Consider the following 19,772-nt stretch of genomic DNA (forward strand, 5'->3'; position numbering starts at 1 on the left):
GATGATTGTCTTCCCCACCATTCTTCTCCTGACAATTAAAACCGTTGCCAAAGGCTAGCCTGTCGCCCCCCCTTGCGCCACCACTATTTCCATCGCTTGGAAAACCGGCGCATTCAAGTCATTGCCCCCTCCCCGTTTCCGCGTTATCTCCGTGTTAATCAATTCGGGAGCGTATCGTGACACCATTTCTCTCTGACAACGACCAAGCCGGACTTTTTGTCGGGCGCGTCTGGAACGCCAAGGTTCAAGGTCCAAGCGTCGTGACTTTACGCGCAGGCCGCGTCATCGACATCACCCAGAAAGCCGCGCCAATGGTGCGGGATATCTGCGAAATGCCCGACCCCGCCGCCTATGTGCGCGCAGCCCACGGCAACGATCTCGGAGCCTTCGCCGAAATTTCCTGCGTCCCTGCGGGCGACCTCTCCAAAACCCATTTCCTTGCGCCCTGCGACCTGCAATCCGTCAAGGCTTGTGGCGTCACGTTCGCCTCCTCGATGGTGGAACGCGTGATCGAAGAACGCGCCGCGGGTAACCCCGCCGCCGCCGAAGAAATCCGCGCCCGCGTCGGGGCCTTGATCGGCGACTCCCTGCGCGACATCAAAGCAGGCTCCGACGAGGCCGCCGCCGTCAAACAAGCCCTGATAAAAGAGGGTCTTTGGAGCCAATATCTTGAGGTCGGAATCGGCCCTGATGCGGAGGTTTTCTCCAAAGCACAGGTGCTCTCCTCCATGGGCCCCAACGCTGACGTCGGCTTGCACCCGATCTCAAAATGGAACAATCCCGAGCCCGAAATCGTCCTGCTCGTCTGCTCCCAAGGCCGCATCCTCGGCGCAACCCTCGGCAATGACGTCAATCTGCGCGACATCGAAGGCCGCTCCGCCCTCTTGCTCTCTAAAGCCAAAGACAACAACGCCTCTTGCGCCATCGGCCCAATGTTCCGCCTATTTGACGCGGATTATTCTATCGACGACGTCCACTCCGCCGAACTCGACCTCACCGTCACCGGCGAAGACGGCTACGTGCTGTCCGGCCATTCCTCTATGAAGGAAATCAGCCGTGCGCCCGCCGACCTCGTGGCCCAAACCTTGGGACGGCACCACCAATACCCCGACGGAATCGTCCTCTTCCTCGGAACCCTATTCGCCCCGACACAAGACCGCGACACCCCCGGCGAGGGCTTCACCCACCACCTCGGCGACGTCGTGACCATCTCTTCCAAAGGCCTCGGATCACTCACCAACACGGTGCGCCTTTCCACCGACTGCACCGAATGGACCTTCGGCATCAGCCACCTGATGCGCAACCTCGCCAAACGCGACTTGCTTTAACCCTGCTACCGCCTAAACTTAGCAAAACTCAAAAACCTAGGGACGGATATGAAACGCATTTTAACAACAGCCCTGATGACAACCTTCATGGCCTCCACCGCAAGCTTCGCCGACACCTGTGCCGCCGGAAAAACCCTCACCGATGGCGTTTTGACAGTCGCCACAGGAAATCCGGCCTATTTCCCGTGGGTGATGGACAACGACCCAACCAGCGGCGAAGGCTTTGAATCCGCCGTCGCCTATGAGGTCGCCAAACGCATGGGCTTTGAAGGCGACGCCGTTGTCTGGACCTCCGCAACCTTCGATCAATCCATCCAACCTGGCGCGAAAAACTTCGACATCAACCTGCAACAATTTTCGATCACCGCTGACCGTGAAAAAGTTGTCGATTTCTCCGACCCCTACTATTCCGCCGCCATGGCCGTCCTCGTGCGCCAACCCACAATCGACGCGGGCGCAACGGGCGAAATCGCCTCGCTCAAGAGCCTAAAGTGGGGCGTTATGGGCTCTACCACCGCACTTTCCACTGTCACCGAAGTGATCGCGCCCGACGAGTCTCCCCTGCTGTACGACGATAACATCAACGTCGTCGAAGCCATGAAAGCCAACCAAATCGACGCCGCAATCTTCGACCTCCCAACCGCCCTTTACCTCAGCGCAGTTGTCCTCGATGACGGTGCCCTCTTGGGTCAATTCCCCGCCGATCGCAGCGAAAACCCCGATCAATTCGGCTTCCTGATGGAAGAAGGCAGCCCGCTTAAACCCTGCGTCAACGAAGCTCTCGCCGCCATGACAAGCGACGGAACCCTTGCCGCAATCGAGGCCAAATGGCTGGCCGAAACCACTGGCGTGCCAGTCCTTAAATAATAGTAATTCCGATGAAAAATCCACGCGCGGGCCTCACGGCCCGCCGAACTTTTGAGCGCAAAGCCCACCGCAAATCGCTGCTGATTTCCACCTTCAGCACACTCATTGTGGTCGGCCTAATTGTACTCCTCGTCCCCCTCACCCCTGGTTGGGACCGCGTAAAATCAAGCTTTTTCAACGGCGAAATCCTCATCGAAACCTTCCCCGGTTTGCTCAACGCCTTCCTCTGGGACATCACGATTTTCCTCTGGTGCGCGCCCGCCATCGCCATTCTTGGCCTCGTCATCGCCCTCATGCGCGACGCCCGCGCCCCTGCCCTCTTTCCTCTCCGCGTCTTCGGCATCCTCTATACCGACATTTTTCGCGGCGTCCCCGTCATCCTTATCATCTTCCTCATCGGCTTCGGTATTCCGGGCTTAGGGCTGCCGCGCCCTTGGAATAGTCCCTATATCTGGGGTTCCCTCGCCCTCATCCTGACCTATTCCGCCTATGTCGCCGAGATTTTCCGCGCGGGCATCGAATCCATCCACGACAGCCAACGCTCCGCCGCCAAATCCCTTGGCCTGAGCCACCGCGACATGATGCGCGACGTCGTCCTCCCCCAAGCCATCCGCCGCGTCGTTCCCGCCAATATGAACATGCTCGTCGCCCTACAAAAAGACGTCGCCCTCCTATCCTTCATCGGCCCCGTTGAAATCCTGCGCCAAGCGGGAGTCTACAAATCCCTCCTCGCCAATTTCACCCCCTATGTCGGTGCCGCGCTGATCTTTCTGGCGGTCACAATCCCCGTGACCCGCTACGCCGATCACTTGATCGCAAAACAAAACAAGGCCCGCAGTTAATGTCGATTCTCCGCCTCTCCAACGTCACAAAATCCTTCGGCGAAACCGAGGTTCTGCGCGGCATTGATCTCGAAATTTCGCGCGGCGAGATGATCTGTCTGATCGGGGCCTCTGGATCGGGAAAATCGACCCTATTACGCTGTATTAACCTGCTTGAGAGTATCGAGGATGGCGAAATTTGGTTCAACGAAACCGATATTTCCCTCCCCCAAATCACCCCTCAACCCATTCGTCAAAAAATCGGTTTGGTCTTTCAGAGCTTCAATCTTTTTCCCCATATGACCGCGCTGGAAAACGTGCTCCTCGCACCCCGCCGTGTGTTTAAAAAAACCCGCGCCGAACTGCTGCCCGAGGTCACTGCCCTTTTCGAGAGCTTCAATCTAAGTGATCGAATGCACGCCTATCCCGATCAACTTTCGGGCGGCCAACAACAGCGCGTCGCCATCGCTCGCGCCCTCGCAATGCGCCCCGAAATCATGCTGTTTGATGAGGTTACATCCGCCCTCGATCCCGAACTTGTCTCCGAAGTTCTGGATGTTTTGCGCGTGTTGAAATCCCAACATATGACGATGATTTTGGCCACCCATGAGATGGGTTTCGCTAAAGAAGCAGCCGACCGCATATGCGTTCTAGACGCAGGCAAAATCATCGAAGAAGGCCCACCCGCGCAAATTTTCGGTGCACCAAAATCCGAACGCACCCGCAAATTCCTCGCCTCGGTCCTCTAAACGCCCAGATATTGCGCTGTGATTTCTGGCGTCAATTCCGCCATTGATGCGGCCCAAACACTGGCGCCGCGCTCCAAAATCACCGCTTTATCGGCAATCGCCGACAGTTCTTTGATCGACTTATCCACAACCAGAATTGCCAGTCCGGTTTCCCCCTTCAAATGCGCAATCGAAGCCCAGATTTCTTGTCGCACCAACGGCGCAAGCCCCTCCGTCGCCTCATCCAAAATCAACAACTTCGGATTCGTCATCAACGCCCGCCCAATCGCCAACATCTGCTGCTCGCCGCCCGATAAAACCGCCGCAAGTTGCGTTTTTCGTTCCTCCAACTGTGGAAATAACCGCACCACAGCCTCAAAATCCCACGCGCCCTTCCGCGCCGCTCCAATCAGGTTCTCATAGACAGTCAAATTCCCAAAACACCGCCGCCCTTCTGGCACAAGCCCAATCCCTAAACGCGCCGCCTGATGCGATGCCAATCCCTGCAAATCCTGTCCCGAAAATGAAAGACGACCCGCAGTCATCGGCAGCATCCGACAGATGGTTTTTACGGTCGTCGTCTTCCCCATCCCGTTGCGCCCCATAAGCGCCAAAACTTCACCTTCGCCCAGCGTTAGAGACACATCAAACAAGGCCTGCGTCGCGCCATATGACGCGGCCAAATGGTCCAAAGACAACAACGTCATGCGTCCTCTCCCAAATAGGCCCGTTGCACCGCTTTATCGCTGCGTATTTCCGCTACCGTTCCCGTGGCAATAATCTCGCCATAGACCAAAACACTCACCCGATCCGCTAGCGCAAAAACCGCGTCCATGTCGTGTTCGACCATTAAAATCGGTGCTTCATTTCGCAACCCGTCAAGAAATTCCGTCAACGCAAGACTCCCCTGCGTCCCTAGCCCCGCCATGGGTTCATCCATTACAAATGCACGCGGATTCAGGGTCAACGCCACCGCAACTTCAAGCTGGCGCCTTTGACCATGCGAAAGCTCCGACGTACGTGTCGCTGCGTGTTCCATCAATCCCACGCGCTTCAACGCCTCCTCAGCGCGCTCTCGCAAGCCCTTGTGGCGCAACACGGCCCCAAACGGCCAGTACGCCCGCCCATGCGCCCCAACTGCCCCCAGCAGTGCGTTCTGAAGCACAGTATCTTCCATCGCCAACGCCGAAACCTGAAATGTCCGCGCCAACCCGCGATTGGCCCGATGCGCCACAGAAAGCGCCGTCACATCCTCACCCCCAAGCATTATCCGCCCAGAATCCGGAGCCACTTCTCCCGCAATCTGCCTAATTAGGGTCGATTTCCCCGCTCCATTTGGCCCAATAAGTGCATGGATCTCCCCCGCCCTTAGGTCCAAACAAATAGCGTTCGACGCCTTCAGCGACCCAAAACTCTTGCTAATCCCATCTATTTTTAGAACCGGGTCAGTCATGCGCCTTCTCCCGACCGACTAAAATCCCGGTCACGCCCCCCGGCGCAAACAATACAATCCCCAGCAAGATAACCCCCAGATAGATGTGCCAGAATTCGCTCAACCCGCCAAGAAAATGCTCCAGCGCAATAAACAACGCCGCGCCAATCACGGGCCCAAAAAGCCGCCCTACTCCGCCCAAAATCACAAACACCATGATCTCGCCACTCGTCTGCCAGCTAAACATCGTCGGGCTGACAAAACGGTTGAGATCAGCAAAAAGCGCGCCCGCCAATCCGGTCATCATCCCCGAGATCACAAAAGCCACCAGTTGCACGCGGTATCTTGAAATCCCCACGGTTTCGACCCTAATCGGCGATTGCCGCGCAGCATTCAGCGCCAAGCCGAACTGCGACTTGGCAATCGCCGACGCCGCAATCAACCCCGCGATGAGCACAACAAAAGTGATGGCAAAAAACTGGATTGGGTCCAGAGTATTCAACCCCGGAAAGCCATTGCGCACATAGATCGATAACCCATCCTCACCGCCATACGCGGGCCAGCTTATGGCGAAATAGTAAAACATCTGGCCAAATGCGAGGGTGATCATAATGAAGTAAACGCCCGTCGTCCGCAGACAAATCGCCCCAATCACCAAGGCCGCCAACCCCGCCGCAATCACCGCGACCAGCCAAATAACGGGCATCACATTTGTGCCCTCAATCACCACAGCGCCCGAAAAAATCGGCGTATAAATCTGCGCATGACTTGCAAGGATGCCCATGGCATAACCACCGATCCCAAAAAACGCCGCGTGCCCCAAACTCACAAGCCCGCCAAGCCCCAGCGCGATGTTCAGCCCGACCCCCGCCAATGCCAAAATCGCAACTTTCGTCGCAAGTGTGATCACGAACGGCTCATCCGCCCCATAGGCCCACAGTGGAACAGCCAAAAGCCCGGCCAAAACGGCTCCGTTTAACATCTTTTCCCGCGTCATGCCCGCACCCCAAGCAGGCCCGTCGGCCGCATCACCAAAACCACCGCCATTAAAATATAGATCGACATAGACGCGAGCGATGACCCGATCGAGGCCGCCGCGGATGGATCCATAAACAGCGCGAAAATCATCGGCAAGAACAACGCGCCCAAAGTTTGCGTCAAGCCCACCAATATCGCCCCGATCAACGCCCCCTTAATCGACCCTATTCCGCCGATAACGATCACGACGAAGGCCAAAATCAACACAGGTTCGCCCATTCCAACCTGAACCGACTGAATCGCCCCAACCAAGGCCCCCGCAAACCCTGCCAGCGCCGCGCCAATGGCAAATACCACGGTATAGAGCCTTTTTATATCCACACCAAGGGCGGCAATCATTTCGCGGTCGCTCTCCCCTGCCCTAATCTGAATGCCCAGCCGTGTGCGCGAAATCAACAGGAAAAGCCCCGCCGCAACAGCCAAGCCAATCCCGATCAAAACCAGCCGATACAGTGGATACTGCATCCCTCCAGGAAGGGTCACAGGCCCCGAAAGCGCCTCGGGGATATTGAGGAAAAGCGGGAACGAGCCAAAGGCCCACCGCGTCGCCTCCGAGAAAATCAAAATCAACGCGAATGTCGCGAGCACCTGATCCAAATGATCCCGCGCATATAATCGCCGCAAAACCACAATTTCCATCAATGCCCCCGCAGCCGCCGAGGCCGCAAGCGCCGCGACCAAAGCCAGCAAAAACGATCCCGTCCAACCGGCAACCGCCGCCGCCGCAAAGGCCCCGACCATATAAAGCGAGCCATGCGCCAAATTGATCAGCCCCATAACGCCAAAAACAAGCGTTAATCCTGCGGCCATCAGAAACAACATGATGCCGAATTGGAGGCCATTTAATATCTGCTCAAGCAGGAGAACCAAACTCATGAGATCAAAGGTCTGTCCGAACGCGCCAAAGCTCGGGAAACAGCTCAACCGCCAACATTTTCGTCAAATACGCCACGCCCGCCGTGCCCCCCGTTCCGCGCTTAAATCCAATCACCCGCTCGACAGTGGTGACATGGTTAAACCGCCAGCGCCGGAAATAATCCTCCAGATCGACCAGTTTTTCGGCAACCTCATACAGCGACCAATAGGTTTTCGGATCGCGATATACCTGCGCCCACATGGCCCGCACCGCATCGTTTTCGCAATGCGGCGTCCTCGAAGGCGTGCCAATCGTTTCGGTCGGAATATCCATCCCCTGCCGCGCCGCTAGACACAAAACTTCCTGATATAGGCTCTTTTTGTGCAATTCGGATTCAAGTCGTTCCATCGCTTTCGGGTCATGCGCATGGGGCTTCATCATGTCCGTATTTCGGTTCCCCAAAATGAATTCAACAAGCCGATATTGTGCCGATTGAAACCCCGAGCTATGCCCCAAGGATTCGCGAAACGTTGTATAATCGCTGGGCGTCATCGTGCGCAAAACATCCCACGCATTGTTAAGCTGCTCCATGATCCGCGACACCCGCGCCAACATTTTGGACGCCTCCTGAAGGTTGTCCGTGGCAATTGCCGAGCGCGCTGTATCCAATTCATGTAGCATCAATTTCATCCAAAGTTCAGACGTTTGATGCTGAATAATAAACAACAATTCATCTGGCGCCTTGGACAGGGGATGTTGCGCCGTTAGCAGCTTATCCAGTCCAAGATAGTCGCCATAGGACATGGATTTTGAAAAATCGGTTTTGGCACCATCTTTGTTTCGATCTGTCACTGTCTGCCCTTACTTAACTTTGGTCTAAAAAATTTTAACTCGTTGAAAAATTTAACCTTTTTCAAATAACTGCGCAAGATATTGCATGGCTTCCTCCACCAAAATACTATCAACACGTGCGCCTTTAATCCGAATAAGGTGCCCTTGGCTATCACTTTGTCGCTGCAAGGTAACCCCTGTCGAAAGGCGCAGCGTATCCGCCCCTTCCCATCCCGTCACCCGTTTTGGCCGCCCGCCCTTGGGTTTTGGTTGTGCGTCATTTTCGTATTGCAGCACAACTTCTTCCAGAAGCGCCCATTCCTCGATTGCGGACTGGCATTGCCCCCGCTCCTGCCCTAGGGCCAGATTTTCACGCAACCGCGCCTCTGCCCCATTGCGCAGAACCGCCGCCAGCCGAAGCCCATCTTTTTCCCGCAGCATTTCTGGAAACACAAGCAGGTCGCCGAGCTCCTCAAAGATCAGAGAGAAAGATCGAATCTTGGAACGCTTCGCTTTCGACGCCGCACTAAACAGCGCATCAACGGCCGCCTCCGTGCTGGCAAAAACACCTTGCTGTGCCGAAATAACCGCGATGCGCCCACGCTCAAAATGCGACAGCGACGCGCGAATTTCGTTCTCCTCAACCATCGCCGTGACCGCTCCGCCAAGCGCCTCCGGTTCACGGACCAACGCCTTAATCGTCGCGTATTTTTCTTGTTTGGTTAACGCGTAGAGGTCGCGCACCGCCTGAAGGCGTCGAAATCCAGAGATCAGCCCATAGGGTTGCGCCGCACCATCCTGCGCATAAATCTCCACAGGGAGCCTCAACCCGTGCGCCGAAATGGACAGCTTCAACTCGTCCATTTCCGCCGCATCTAAAACCATCCGGTCTCGCACCATGGAGTTTTCGGCGATGCTCTCGATCGCGATATCTTCGATCAAACGCCCCTGCCCTTTGGCGTCTCGATGCGCATTAGCATCCGTCTTATCGCGCGCCATTTCTGAACGCCCCTCAACCGAAATTCCCGCATGTTCGCGCGCGGCATCCGCCGCAACTTGTGAAATTGGCGCGACCACTGCGTTCGGGCGATTAAGGGTTTCGCGACGAAACTCTGCTTCAATCTTGTCTAATTCATCCGCGCTTGGCGCAATAACTTTACGTCGCTTGGCCATCGTCCGTCTCCTGTTTTGCCATCTTCTCATCCCGCCACCACGCAGCAAGAACGATCTCTTTCACCTCGGCCCACGTTCGGTCAAATGTCTCTCGCCCGCGCACATAGGTATCGCGATTGAACTCGCGATAATCCGCTTCATAAATCCCATTCACCTGCTCGCCAGCCTGCCCAACCATTGCGGTCAAGTCCTGCCGAAACGTGGTCATGAAGTCGCCGAAATAAGCCTGAATAACATTCGCGAGATCAGTCTGCTGAGCGGCATCAAAACGCGTTATCAACGTCCGCACGGCATCCCATTCAAACTTCACATCCTCCAACCCAAGCTTGCGCCGCTGGCTATTTTCACCATCCTCGATGCTGGCAAATGTCGAATAGAGCATGTCGAAAAATCGACCCGTGGAATCGAACTCAAGGAACGATGCTCCTAGAGGTACCAGAAGGATGTCAGCTGCCGCGAGGGCATTGATTGTGAGATAGCCGAGGGCAGGGGGGGTATCGAGGAGGATTATGTCATACTCGTCAAGGATTCCGCCTTCTTCGAGGCCGTTCGTGAGGGCATCCCAAAGCGGCCAGGATCGCGATTGCATCCGCCAAACGGGCACTTGGAACTCTGCCCAGTAGAGATTGAGCTGAGCGCCTATCAAGTCTATGTTCGGCCAGTGGGTGCTTTGGATGAGGTTTCGCGGCGAAACCTGCAGCGCTTCCGTTAAGGTTTCGTCAAGGGGGAGTTCGGGCTGTCCACCTGCTTTTCGGACTTTGTTTTCTTCTTCAACGTGGCGGGCATAATCGCGGGCCATAATCGGGAAGGCGGTGCTCCATTCATCTTGAACGGTGCCACCCATAATCGAGGTCATTGAGCCTTGGCTATCGAGATCAATGACGAGGACTTTGTAGCCATCCAAAGCCGCACTCATGGCGAGATGTGCGCAGGTGGAGGTTTTGCCAACACCGCCTTTGAAGTTCGCGACCGCGATAATCTTGGCCGGAAGTCCCTTGGGGCGATAGGGACGGTATTCGCGATTGGCCGCGCCTTCGGTGGCGAAATGCTCGCGCAGGGCCATCACATCCAAGAGGGAGAACCATTTGGAATTGCTTTCGCCAGCACCTTGGGGCAGGTCTGGATGGGCCTTGAGGACACGGCGAAAATGGGCGGGGGCGACGGGGATCAGATAGCGGCAGACTTCCCATGTGGAGAACTTTCTAAGCCGCTTTTTACCATCCGGAGCGTGACCGTTTTTCGCCAGTTCATCGCGCCCCTTCGAGGCGAACGCTGCAGCTTTCGCGAATCGGGCGGTATCTATAGGCTGAGAAAGAGATGCTTCTGCTCGGGCTGGATCGATGCCGAAGTAGGGGGGCAGGGGAGACTTACCAGAGGATGTCATCTTGATTCACCGATGTTTGCTAAATTACGCGTCTTTGCGGTTTTTATCTCACATGACAGGCCGTTTGGGAATCAATCTTTCCTGAATACAGATAAATAGATGAAACACAGCCCCCTTTGCTTTAAGAATATATAGAATCTTTAAGGACTTTAATTCAGATAAATATATTTATTACAGTTGGTTAGATGGATTTGAGTGCCCGACTACAGGCGCAAAGGGACCCTGATACGGGACGAAAGGTGTTGGAATACGGGATGTAAGGTACCGATTCGCGGTTTTAGTATCTAATTGTCGCGTTAGAGCCTGTTTGGGAGAATCAATGAAGGTAGTTGCGTACCCCTGTCCTGTAAATTGGTACCTTTGGCAGTGTGAGACTGGACGGATCAGCGTGAAAGGAACCCGTCTACGGGACCACAATCTTCCCTGTTAAGGTATCCCAAACCGGATTGTGAAGAGGTTCCTTTTGAGGTAAAGTCCTGGTAACTATCCAAAGAGATATACCATTGAGCGCCGAATTTTGCACGTACAGGGCAACAGAATGCAGGACATACCGAAGGATAAATTAACCGGCGCGCTCAAACGGGGGGCGGTGAAAAAGCACGTGGCGGCGATTCATGTGTCGGGAAAACTGACGCTCTTGCAACGCAAACTCTCGAATGTTTTGCTGTTGAATGCCTATGACACTCTGACCCAACAGCAGGTATTTCAAATTGATGCGCGCACGCTCTGTATGCTGGTGGGATATAATTCCAACGACTTTGATACGCTAAAACAATCGCTGCGCGGGTTGGCGGAAACGGTGGCGGAATGGGATATGTTGGATGCGGCGGGCAAGCAGGAATGGGGCGTATCGAGCCTGTTGAGTTATGCCAAACTTAAGGACGGGATTTGCGAGTATGCCTATTCGCCCGCGCTTGCCGAGAAACTGGCGGACCCGAAGGTTTTTGCGCTGATTAACCTGAACATTCAACGCAAATTTACCAGCGGTCACGCACTGGCGCTCTATGAAAATTGCTATCGGTTTCATCGCACGGGCAGCACCGGATGGTGGCCGCTTGAGATGTTTCGCCGCCTGATGGGGGTTGCGGATAGCGAATATTATGAGAGTTATAAACACCTGAACGCCAAAATTATTAAGCCAGCCGTTTCGGAAATTAACCGCAGCAGTAATATTCTGGTGACACCAGAAGTGCGCAAACGGGGGCGGGCGGTGAGCGACATTCGCTTTACCATTCAGAAAAACCCGCAACTATCGATTTTGGATCTGGACGATGGGGCAGGGCTGCGCCGCGCGCCCGTGTATGACCGGCTTCGGGGGATGGGGATTAGTGACCGCTTGGCGCGGCAATGGTTAACGGAACACGGTGAAACGGTGATCCAAGGCAAGCTTGATTATGTGGCGGGGCAGGGTGGTGTGAAAAGCCCTGAACGCTATCTCGCGGCGGCGCTTCGTGATGATTATACGGCGGAACCAGATACAAAACCTGTGCCTGTCATGTCGGCCCGCGCGGCACGATTGGGGCGTGTTAGAGACTATTCAGCTGCCCGTACTCCAACGCAGAGGGACGCCGATAAACGGCTGTTTTTCGCGAGTCTGACCGAAATTCCAAAACGGCAAGATTTTGAACGCCACGGATGGATGTCCGCGCAAAATGCGGTTGCGATTTTTGCGTTTTGGGAAGAGTTTAACCCCGAAATTTTCGACGGCTTAGAGTGACCTAAATAGCCCAGAAACGGCGCGAGGCCAAAACATAGAGCGACAGAATTTCAAGTCGCCCCGCCAACATACCAAAAATCATGATCCACTTTGCCGTTTCGGGGAAAGCCTCCATCGATCCTGTGCCACTGACGGCCTGACCATAGGCGGGGCCGATGTTGGCGACCGACGTCCAAGCGGCCGTGATCGAGGTTTCGAGCGACAATCCGGTGAGGGAGAGGGCGACGGCGATGACCCCCATAGTGAGGATGAAAAACGCGAAAAACGCCGAAACAGAGACGATTACGTCTTGACTGAGGGGGCGACCATCGAGGCTTGGGCGCGAGGCGGAATGGGGATAGCGAAGTTGGCGGAGTTGGTCTTTGACGCATTCGATGAGGACCAGCCAGCGGAAAATCTTGATCGAACAGGCGGTGGAGCCGGTGCAACCGCCGATCAGTCCGACCAGAATAATCACCGTGAGGGGAAAGCTGCCCCATGCGGCGATATTGACGCTGGTGTAGCCAGTGCCCGAAAACAACGACGCGAGGTTAAAGAAGGTTTCGCGAAATGTGGCCTCTGCTGTGTCGGTGCTGGTGGTCCAGCGATAGAAAAAGACCAAGCCACCGGACACGAGAATCCAACGAAAATAGGCGCGGACTTGGATATCTTTGAGGAGGGGGTTGGCCTGACCGCTTAGGATCTGAACGAAGCGGATGAGAGGGAGGCTGGCGAGGATCATAAAGACCGTCGCAACATACTCTAGTGACCCCGTAAATTTTGCGAAAGACTGGTCGGAGGTTGAGAAACCACCCGTGGAAATTGTGGTGAGCGCATGCACGAGGGCATCGAAATATCGCATCCCGAAATAGACGTAAGCGACGAAACAAATGACGGTGAGGAGGATGTAAATTCCCAACAGGGATTTCGCGATATCCAAGGCGCGAGGCAAAACTTTTCCTTGCGTATCAAAGCCTTCGGTCAGGAAGAATTGCATCCCCCCAACCCGCATAGTGGGCAGGAAAATCATCGCGACAATGACGATCCCCAAGCCGCCAAGCCACTGCAAAATACCACGCCAAAGCAACACACCTTCAGGCATTTCATCGAGGCCGAAAAAAACCGTGGATCCGGTGGTTGTCATGCCGGACATGGACTCAAAATACGCGTTAACGATGGTTGTGTCGGGCGCGCCGAAGATAAAGGGCAGGGCGCCAAAAACAGGCAAAACGACCCAAGCGAGTGAAGTCAAAAGGAAGGATTGCCGCCGCCCGAGGGACTTACTTTGGTGGTTAGAGGTGGCGATCGACGTGAGGAGGCTAAAGAGGATGGTGATCGCGCCCATCATGGTAAATACGGACGCCGGTTGGCCGCCAAAATACGCATCAACGGCCCCGCAAACCAACATGAGCGCCCCCATTATCCCTGCGAGGATTCCGATAATATTTGCAACGGGGCGAAGTTCCATTTAGCGCCTTTGCAAAGCTACTGGGACAGGGGGATGGTTTGGACAACATTATCGCACAAGGAAGGGTATGCAAGGAATTTTGCCACACCACATCGCGATACGTTAAAATCTAGGTTTCATCGTGATAATCAAAGCGTTCCATCATCGGCCGACACATCTCATTGACGATCGCGCGAAACTCAGGATCTAGGGGGCTTAAGCGGTTTCTGATGTCAATTTTGGCATGATATTTTGGGGAATACCACGGGTCGTTTTCGTTGAGGGCGGCGTCGGGATCAGGGTTATGAATGCCAAGTCTGTCAGGATCGATGTCCGATAAGCCTGTAAAAGCGCGCAAAGCGTCAAGAACGCTTTCTTGCAGGATGTCTTCATAGCGAAGCACAAAAAGAACATCCTTAAGACCAGGATGGTCGATGTGGTGATAGGTGCTCATATAGACTTCAGCACTTTGTTTGACCTCATCCACACCAAAAACGAGGCCGGATTTTTCATTTACCGCCTGAAGCGAACGCACCACATTGTAGGGGTGGCGCACGGTTGTCACAAATTTTACCCGGCCATGCAAAAGTGCATTTATTTCAGAAAAATATGGTGTCATCGCCGGGTCTTTTACGGTCAAAATCTTGGGGTCGTCGAATACTTTGCTCACATGCGCAAGCGCGAGTTCAACGTGGTGGCGGCTGTGTAACCGGAAATGCTCGGGCTCGGCGAAAAAGGTCTTGGTATGATTATCCCAATTGTCCATCCCCGTCCAATAGGACTGAATAAAGGGTAATATGAAACTAATTTCGGAATGGTAAGGATTGGTATCTTCCGAAGTACAGATGAGATGGTGCGTAACAGTTGTTCCAGAGCGAGGAGCGCCGCCAACAAAAATGACAGGTTGAGATTCGTCAATGGGATGCATGTTTAGCACTTCTCTTTTGGAGCTTCATTAATCCGGTTCAGGGAAAATGAGGTTGCAATTTCCCACGATAAACAATCACGGATACGGGTAATTCGCAAAAGGGTTTTTGTAAAGTCGGGATTCTTGGGCGTCGGTATGCATAAGTCTTGATACAACGTGGTGTTTTCCGCCCAAATGTAGGTCCGCCCCTTGGCTTTGGAGAGTGTCGTCCTTAGGTTCCACCTAAAGGACACATTCAATGCATCATTTCTCCCTACTCGATTTGTCGCCCATTCCCGAGGGTAAAACTGCGGCCGACGCCATTGCGCATACGGTTGAACTGGCCCAGCTTGCCGAGGCGGCGGGGTATCATCGCTATTGGTTGGCGGAGCATCACAATATGCCCGGAATTGCCAGTGCGGCAACCGCGGTGGTGATCGGCCATGTGGCGGCGGCGACGCGCAAAATGCGGATCGGGGCAGGGGGCGTTATGCTGCCCAATCACGCGCCCTTGATGGTGGCCGAGCAATACGGCACGCTGGCGACGATTTACCCTGATCGGATTGATCTTGGGTTAGGGCGCGCGCCCGGAACAGACATGGAAACGGCGCGGGCGTTGCGCCGACATATGACCCCTGAAGATAGTTTTCCACAGGATGTTCAGGAGCTAATTGGCTATTTTGACGCGCCAAAAGCGGGGGCCAAAGTGCGGGCAATTCCGGGGGAAGGGACGCAGGTTCCCGTGTGGATTTTGGGGTCGAGCCTTTATGGTGCGCAACTCGCGGCCTATTTGGGCCTGCCCTATGCGTTTGCCTCCCATTTTGCACCTGCGATGTTGGGCGAAGCGCTGGACGTTTATCGCGAAACATTCCGACCCTCGCAGTTTTTGGCCAAGCCCTATGCGATTGTGGCCGCAGGGGTTTGTGCGGCGGACACGGACGAGGAAGCGGAGTATCTTCGCACGTCACAATTGCTGGCGTTTGCGCGGCTTCGCACAGGAAATCCGGGGAAATTACCCGCGCCGATTAAGGATATTTCGGCGGAAGTTCCCGCCGCCGTTTTGAGCCAAGTGAAGCAAGCGATGTCATGTTCGGCGACAGGATCACCCGCGCGGGTTGAATCCCAGTTGCGACAGATAATTGACAATTTTCAGCCCGATGAATTGATGATTACGGGGATGATCCATGACCACGCGGCGCGGATGAAGTCGTTTAAAATTGCGGCGGAGATTCTGACCGGGTTGCGCCAGTGAACGCCGAATTCACACGGGTTAGAGACGTTCCACAGGGGGCGTTCCGCTTTATTGCGCTTGATGTGGAAACGGCAAATGGCGATGCGGCGAGCATTTGTCAGATCGGGATTGCCTGTGTGCAACCCGACAATCATATCCAGTGCTACGCCACCTATGTGAATCCTGAAATGCCATTTGAGCCTTTCAACTCCGAACTTCATGGGATTGATGCGCAAACAGTCTCTAACGCACCGCTTTTCCCACAAATATGGGCGCGGTTGCTGCCGCTTTTGGCGGGGCATCACCTGATTCAGCACAGTAATTTCGACAAGAACGCCATTAACGCAGCTTGTGCCGAGAATGGCCTGCCCGACCCCGCATTGCAGTGGAGTGATAGCGTTGGGATTGCGCGGCGAACGTGGCCGAGATTAAAGGGCAATGGCGGGCACGGGCTTGGCAATCTCAAGAAAATTTTGGGGCTGGAATTTGAGCATCACGACGCCGGAGAAGACGCTCGCGCGGCGGCTTTGGTGGTGTTGCATGCGGAGGAATACCTCGAAATGGGGTTTGAGGCGCTGGTCCTTTCTAAGAAGGAACGGCAACTTTCGTTTCCGTTTTAGCAGACTTGTTGGGTATAAATTTTTCTGGGATTTTGAGGCATGGAATTGAACGAAACCACTCTCACGGATTGTCGCCCCACGCGAGTGGAAATCGAGCGCATAAGCGGCGACGGGCAACCGGCAACGCTGATCGGGTGCGATCTTGAAGGCATGGACTTGTCGCAACTTGATATGGCGGGCTGGCGGTTTGAGCGGTGCAATCTGGCGCGGGCGTCCTTCAACGGCGCGCATCTTGAGGAGGCCACGTTCAAGGGGTGCCGCGCGGCGGGGTCGCGTTTTCTGAGCGCTGATTTGCTGGAAGGTACGATAGACGGCGGCGATTTTAGCAACGCCAGTTTTCTGGGCGCGACGCTTAACGGCGCGTCAATCCTGCGGTGCAAAATGACGGGCGTTGACCTCACGGATGCGAAGGCGATGAGCCTCGTGCTTGAGGAAGTTCTGCTGGTTCTTGCCATTTTGCCGAAGTTTTCGTTTCGAAAAATGACCCTCAAGCAAGTTGATTTTAGCGAGGCCGATATGAGGTCGTGCGATTTTCGGGATGCGGTTTTGGACGAGTGTTCGTTGCGCGATGCTAACTTGTCGGACTGTCGATTTGAGAACGCAGATTTGCGGGGGTGTGATTTGGGCGGGGTGAAGTTGACGGATGCGCGGCGTTTTAAGGGCGCGGTGATTTCTCGGCAACAGGCAGCGGAATTGCTTGGGCAACTTGGTTTGCGGGTGATGTGATCCGCGCCTATTTACGCGCGGGTTTTGGTTTCATGAGGGCCACGCCGTAAAAGAGAGCGAAGCCGAGGAAGGCCGCAATCCAGAGTGCACCGGAGAGGGAATAGAGGGTCATGGCCGCGTCGCTGTAAAATGCGGCGGCTAGGCGTGCGATGACCGATCCGATTAGACACGCAAAGATTGCCACAGTACCGAGTCCCGCGCGTAGGGTTTGGCCAGTGTGGCCCAATGTGGCGCGGGTCATCATGGCCAAAGTCATCAGGCCAAACGCGCCCGCCATCCACAAATGTTGCGCGGCAATGGCGGGAAAAAGATCGGGCCGAAGGATCGAAAATCCCTCCAGAACGGCGCCGAGGGGGAGGAAAGCGTAGGCAAGATGCAGGACCCAAAGGAGCGGTTCGGCCAAGGTTTGTGCCCCTTGCCAGCGGATAAGGCGGGCAAAATGCAGCAGGCCGATGATCAGGAGGGCGATCCCCGTTAGGGCGAATGCTGGCGCGAAAACCCACAACAGAAGTGCGAGAACCGTGGCCAGAAGAGTTGCTTTGTCGAAGCGTTGCATTGGGGGGACGGGGAGGCGTGTGGCTTTTTTCTGGACCAACCAATTGCGGGTGAAAGAGGGGACGACGCGCCCACCGATGACGGAAATCATCAGGACCACAGCAGAGATACCGATCCGAAGCCCGTAGCCTTGTGCGGCGATTTCCCCGCGTGCGGCTTCGATGTGGAACAGCAGATTTGCTAGAATGAAGACCGATAGAAGGGCGAGGACCACCAGATTGCGCCAGTTTTTACCAGCGATAATCTCGCGCAGGATAACGCCGCCCAGTACGATGGGAAAGGACAGATCAATGGCGGCCGCGAAGCCTGTGGGCCAGAGGTCGGCGCTGGCCAAGGCAATACGTCCCGCAAGCCAAAGCGCGAAGAGGCCGGCTAGATTCCAGCCGACGACCGGGAGGCGGCCTGTCCAGTTGGGCACTGCGGTGAGTAAAAACCCCGCGATGATCGCGCCGAGGTAACCGAACAGGAATTCATGCGCATGCCATGAAATTGGGTCGAGGTGGGTTGGCAATTGGAGGTTGCCCGACAGCATCAAAATCCAGAGGACCATCGCCAATACCGCCCAGAGAGCTCCGAACAGGAAGAAGGGGCGAAAGCCATAGGAGAATACGGCGGGGCCTTGCCATTGGCGGCTTTGTTCGGAGGTTGTCTGTTTCATATTAGAGCCTATTGCTGGTCTTTTGGGGTGCGGGAGGTGGCAGGGAAGCTTGCACGTTTGAGAATGTTCCCCGCCTGATCGACGACAAAACGCACGACGCGGTCGCGGTAATGGAAGGTGAGGCGCGCACGACCAAGATCTTCGTCAATGCCAGCTTCGCTTAGGGAGGTGATCTCGCCGTTGCGCATCAGCGCCTGAACGGTGGTGACCTCAAGATTGAAGGCCTCCGCAAGCAGGGTGGCGTCGACGACAAAACCGTCTTCATTGGTTTCGACCTGCGTCATGATGCGTCTCTCCAATAGCCGTTGGCGGCGGCGACCGTGGCGAAATGGGTGGCGACAATCTGGCTTGAGGCGATCAGCGCATCGGGGTCGACGGCATATTCGGAGCGCAATTTTTCGCGGATGCTGGCGTCGGGTTGGGTCATTTTTATCGCGACGCGGCTAAGTTTGACGGCCAGTTCATAGCCCTCTTCAGGAGTTTTTGTGATCAGGGTGGGGAGCCAAGTTGTCATGTTTCTGTCCTTTTGTTCGAGGGGGAATATCCTTGAGCAATACCCGCGAGGCATTGCCTTGGGGATCATCGAATTGGTTGTTGTGGAACGCCCAAAAGAAGGCGGCGACACCGATCAGGCCGAAGCTGATGGAAAGGGGAATAAGGACAAGAAGGCTCATTGCGCGTCCTTCCAAATGGCGCGGTAGGCGTGCCATGTGCCGTGCCCGAGGACGGGGAAAACCACGGCCAAACCGAGCAGGCCCGTTGCCATACTTATTGCAAGTCCGACCGCGATGATCGCCCCCCAAGTGAGGGCGGCGGGGAGGTTTTGCAGGGTCATGGAGAAGCTGAGGCCCAAGGCCGTAAGGGCGTCGCGTTTTTGGGCGAGCATCATTGGTATGGAAAACAGGCTGAGAGCGAAGGCGAAACCCGCGAAAAGGCCGCCAACCGCGCCGCCGACCAGAATTAGCGACCATCCGCGCCCTGTTGTCAGAACGTTGGCGAAGGCCACTTCGGCGCCGGGAAAAGGGGTGAGGCCGAAGAAGAGCGCATAGAGTAAATCGGCGGCGCGGAGCCAGAAAAGGACCAATAGCCCCAGCAATAGACCCGCATAGGCCAACTGTCCCGACGACGCGGGGCGCACCAGCACCATGCGCCAGAGGGAGACGGGGTCGCCCGATTCAAGTGCGCGACTTTTTTCATAGAGGCCAAGGGCGAGGAAGGGACCGATGATCAAGAAACCAGCGATGGCGGGGAGTGCGAGATAAAGCAGACCCGCGGCGGCCAAAGCCCAAAGCGCGACATAAGAGAGCGCAACGAGCAGGACGCCATAGGCGAGGCTTGAAACGGGACTCGCGCGCAAGTCGTTCCAACCTGCGGCCAACCATGTGAAAGCCGCGCGCGCGGGCAGGGCGCGGGCAAAGATCAATTCCGGTTTTTCAGGCGCGCGAAGCGTTGGGAGAGGTTCTAGCATGTCAGA

22 protein-coding genes are annotated in these 19,772 nt (G+C 55.4%); 8 read left to right on the forward strand and 14 right to left on the reverse strand.

Translation table 11 applies throughout. The features are described from left to right. The first annotated feature begins 173 nt into the window (after positions 1-173). From AB9F27_RS19665 to AB9F27_RS19680, 4 genes are read left to right on the forward strand one after another with little or no spacing between them, the layout of a single operon-like run. On the forward strand, positions 174-1,328 hold the full coding sequence (locus AB9F27_RS19665) for a fumarylacetoacetate hydrolase family protein (RefSeq protein ID WP_369758037.1): 1,155 nt from the start codon (positions 174-176) through the stop codon (positions 1,326-1,328). Positions 1,329-1,376: 48 nt separating this feature from the next. Beyond that, positions 1,377-2,195 carry an ABC transporter substrate-binding protein gene (locus tag AB9F27_RS19670; RefSeq protein WP_335586199.1) on the forward strand — a complete coding sequence of 273 codons (819 nt, stop codon included), beginning with the start codon at positions 1,377-1,379 and terminating at the stop codon, positions 2,193-2,195. An 11-nt stretch (positions 2,196-2,206) separates the two neighbouring features. Then, on the forward strand, positions 2,207-3,037 hold the full coding sequence (locus AB9F27_RS19675) for an amino acid ABC transporter permease (protein ID WP_335586198.1): 831 nt from the start codon (positions 2,207-2,209) through the stop codon (positions 3,035-3,037). Beyond that, a complete protein-coding gene (locus AB9F27_RS19680) occupies positions 3,037-3,765 on the forward strand; it encodes an amino acid ABC transporter ATP-binding protein (protein WP_335586197.1) in 729 nt (242 codons plus the stop codon). Before AB9F27_RS19675 ends, AB9F27_RS19680 begins: the two co-directional genes overlap by 1 nt. Here the strand turns inward: AB9F27_RS19680 and AB9F27_RS19685 are convergent. Genes AB9F27_RS19685 through AB9F27_RS19715 form a run of 7 tightly spaced genes read right to left on the reverse strand, consistent with a single transcriptional unit; the run spans position 3,762 to position 10,458 of the window. Continuing rightward, complete coding sequence (locus AB9F27_RS19685; protein WP_335586196.1) at positions 3,762-4,451, reverse strand: ABC transporter ATP-binding protein; 690 nt, start codon at positions 4,449-4,451, stop codon at positions 3,762-3,764. The two genes, AB9F27_RS19680 and AB9F27_RS19685, sit on opposite strands and share 4 nt — an antisense overlap. Beyond that, positions 4,448-5,197 (reverse strand): ABC transporter ATP-binding protein, encoded by a 750-nt coding sequence (locus AB9F27_RS19690; RefSeq protein ID WP_335586195.1) that lies wholly within the window; start codon positions 5,195-5,197, stop codon positions 4,448-4,450. Before AB9F27_RS19690 ends, AB9F27_RS19685 begins: the two co-directional genes overlap by 4 nt. Beyond that, positions 5,190-6,173 (reverse strand): branched-chain amino acid ABC transporter permease, encoded by a 984-nt coding sequence (locus AB9F27_RS19695; protein ID WP_369758031.1) that lies wholly within the window; start codon positions 6,171-6,173, stop codon positions 5,190-5,192. The genes AB9F27_RS19690 and AB9F27_RS19695 overlap by 8 nt, the downstream gene beginning before the upstream one ends. After that, entirely contained in the window at positions 6,170-7,090 is a 921-nt protein-coding gene (locus AB9F27_RS19700; RefSeq protein WP_335586193.1) for a branched-chain amino acid ABC transporter permease, read from the reverse strand. The genes AB9F27_RS19695 and AB9F27_RS19700 overlap by 4 nt, the downstream gene beginning before the upstream one ends. Before the next feature lie 4 nt (positions 7,091-7,094). Further along, complete coding sequence (kynA, locus tag AB9F27_RS19705) at positions 7,095-7,922, reverse strand: tryptophan 2,3-dioxygenase (RefSeq protein WP_335586192.1); 828 nt, start codon at positions 7,920-7,922, stop codon at positions 7,095-7,097. 51 nt (positions 7,923-7,973) lie between these two features. Further along, positions 7,974-9,074 carry a ParB N-terminal domain-containing protein gene (locus tag AB9F27_RS19710; protein WP_335586191.1) on the reverse strand — a complete coding sequence of 367 codons (1,101 nt, stop codon included), beginning with the start codon at positions 9,072-9,074 and terminating at the stop codon, positions 7,974-7,976. Then, the gene (locus AB9F27_RS19715) at positions 9,058-10,458 is read right to left on the reverse strand and encodes an AAA family ATPase (RefSeq protein ID WP_335586190.1); all 1,401 of its coding nucleotides are present in this window, start codon (positions 10,456-10,458) and stop codon (positions 9,058-9,060) included. The genes AB9F27_RS19710 and AB9F27_RS19715 overlap by 17 nt, the downstream gene beginning before the upstream one ends. A 538-nt stretch (positions 10,459-10,996) precedes the next feature. On the opposite strand from AB9F27_RS19715, the gene AB9F27_RS19720 reads away from it, so the two are divergent. Continuing rightward, positions 10,997-12,175, forward strand: a complete 1,179-nt coding sequence (locus tag AB9F27_RS19720) for a replication initiation protein (RefSeq protein ID WP_335586189.1) — start codon at positions 10,997-10,999, stop codon at positions 12,173-12,175. Between the two features lies 1 nt (position 12,176). Here AB9F27_RS19720 and AB9F27_RS19725 read toward each other — a convergent pair whose 3' ends face one another. Together AB9F27_RS19725 and AB9F27_RS19730 are read right to left on the reverse strand one after the other, a co-directional pair. Beyond that, positions 12,177-13,622, reverse strand: a complete 1,446-nt coding sequence (locus AB9F27_RS19725; RefSeq protein ID WP_335586188.1) for a TrkH family potassium uptake protein — start codon at positions 13,620-13,622, stop codon at positions 12,177-12,179. Positions 13,623-13,731: 109 nt separating this feature from the next. Next, entirely contained in the window at positions 13,732-14,529 is a 798-nt protein-coding gene (locus AB9F27_RS19730; protein ID WP_335586187.1) for a sulfotransferase, read from the reverse strand. 238 nt (positions 14,530-14,767) lie between these two features. On the opposite strand from AB9F27_RS19730, the gene AB9F27_RS19735 reads away from it, so the two are divergent. The 3 genes from AB9F27_RS19735 to AB9F27_RS19745 are packed head-to-tail and all read left to right on the forward strand — an operon-like array spanning position 14,768 to position 17,085. Further along, entirely contained in the window at positions 14,768-15,760 is a 993-nt protein-coding gene (locus AB9F27_RS19735; RefSeq protein WP_335586186.1) for an LLM class flavin-dependent oxidoreductase, read from the forward strand. After that, positions 15,757-16,359 (forward strand): exonuclease domain-containing protein, encoded by a 603-nt coding sequence (locus AB9F27_RS19740; protein WP_335586185.1) that lies wholly within the window; start codon positions 15,757-15,759, stop codon positions 16,357-16,359. Before AB9F27_RS19735 ends, AB9F27_RS19740 begins: the two co-directional genes overlap by 4 nt. A gap of 39 nt (positions 16,360-16,398) precedes the next feature. Beyond that, entirely contained in the window at positions 16,399-17,085 is a 687-nt protein-coding gene (locus tag AB9F27_RS19745) for a pentapeptide repeat-containing protein (RefSeq protein ID WP_335586183.1), read from the forward strand. Between the two features lie 7 nt (positions 17,086-17,092). Here the strand turns inward: AB9F27_RS19745 and AB9F27_RS19750 are convergent, their stop codons facing one another. The 5 genes from AB9F27_RS19750 to AB9F27_RS19770 are packed head-to-tail and all read right to left on the reverse strand — an operon-like array spanning position 17,093 to position 19,766. Beyond that, positions 17,093-18,298 carry an NnrS family protein gene (locus AB9F27_RS19750; RefSeq protein WP_335586182.1) on the reverse strand — a complete coding sequence of 402 codons (1,206 nt, stop codon included), beginning with the start codon at positions 18,296-18,298 and terminating at the stop codon, positions 17,093-17,095. 8 nt (positions 18,299-18,306) lie between these two features. Then, positions 18,307-18,582 (reverse strand): DUF6522 family protein, encoded by a 276-nt coding sequence (locus tag AB9F27_RS19755; protein ID WP_335586181.1) that lies wholly within the window; start codon positions 18,580-18,582, stop codon positions 18,307-18,309. After that, positions 18,579-18,812 carry a hexameric tyrosine-coordinated heme protein gene (locus tag AB9F27_RS19760; RefSeq protein WP_039004288.1) on the reverse strand — a complete coding sequence of 78 codons (234 nt, stop codon included), beginning with the start codon at positions 18,810-18,812 and terminating at the stop codon, positions 18,579-18,581. Before AB9F27_RS19760 ends, AB9F27_RS19755 begins: the two co-directional genes overlap by 4 nt. Beyond that, complete coding sequence (gene ccoS / locus AB9F27_RS19765) at positions 18,772-19,008, reverse strand: cbb3-type cytochrome oxidase assembly protein CcoS (protein WP_369758032.1); 237 nt, start codon at positions 19,006-19,008, stop codon at positions 18,772-18,774. The genes AB9F27_RS19760 and ccoS overlap by 41 nt, the downstream gene beginning before the upstream one ends. Further along, entirely contained in the window at positions 18,969-19,766 is a 798-nt protein-coding gene (locus AB9F27_RS19770) for a DUF2189 domain-containing protein (RefSeq protein ID WP_335586179.1), read from the reverse strand. Before AB9F27_RS19770 ends, ccoS begins: the two co-directional genes overlap by 40 nt. Between the last annotated feature and the right edge of the window lie 6 nt (positions 19,767-19,772).

It is taken from the genome of Falsihalocynthiibacter sp. CO-5D18, assembly GCF_041205445.1.
Lineage (GTDB): Bacteria > Pseudomonadota > Alphaproteobacteria > Rhodobacterales > Rhodobacteraceae > Falsihalocynthiibacter > Falsihalocynthiibacter arcticus.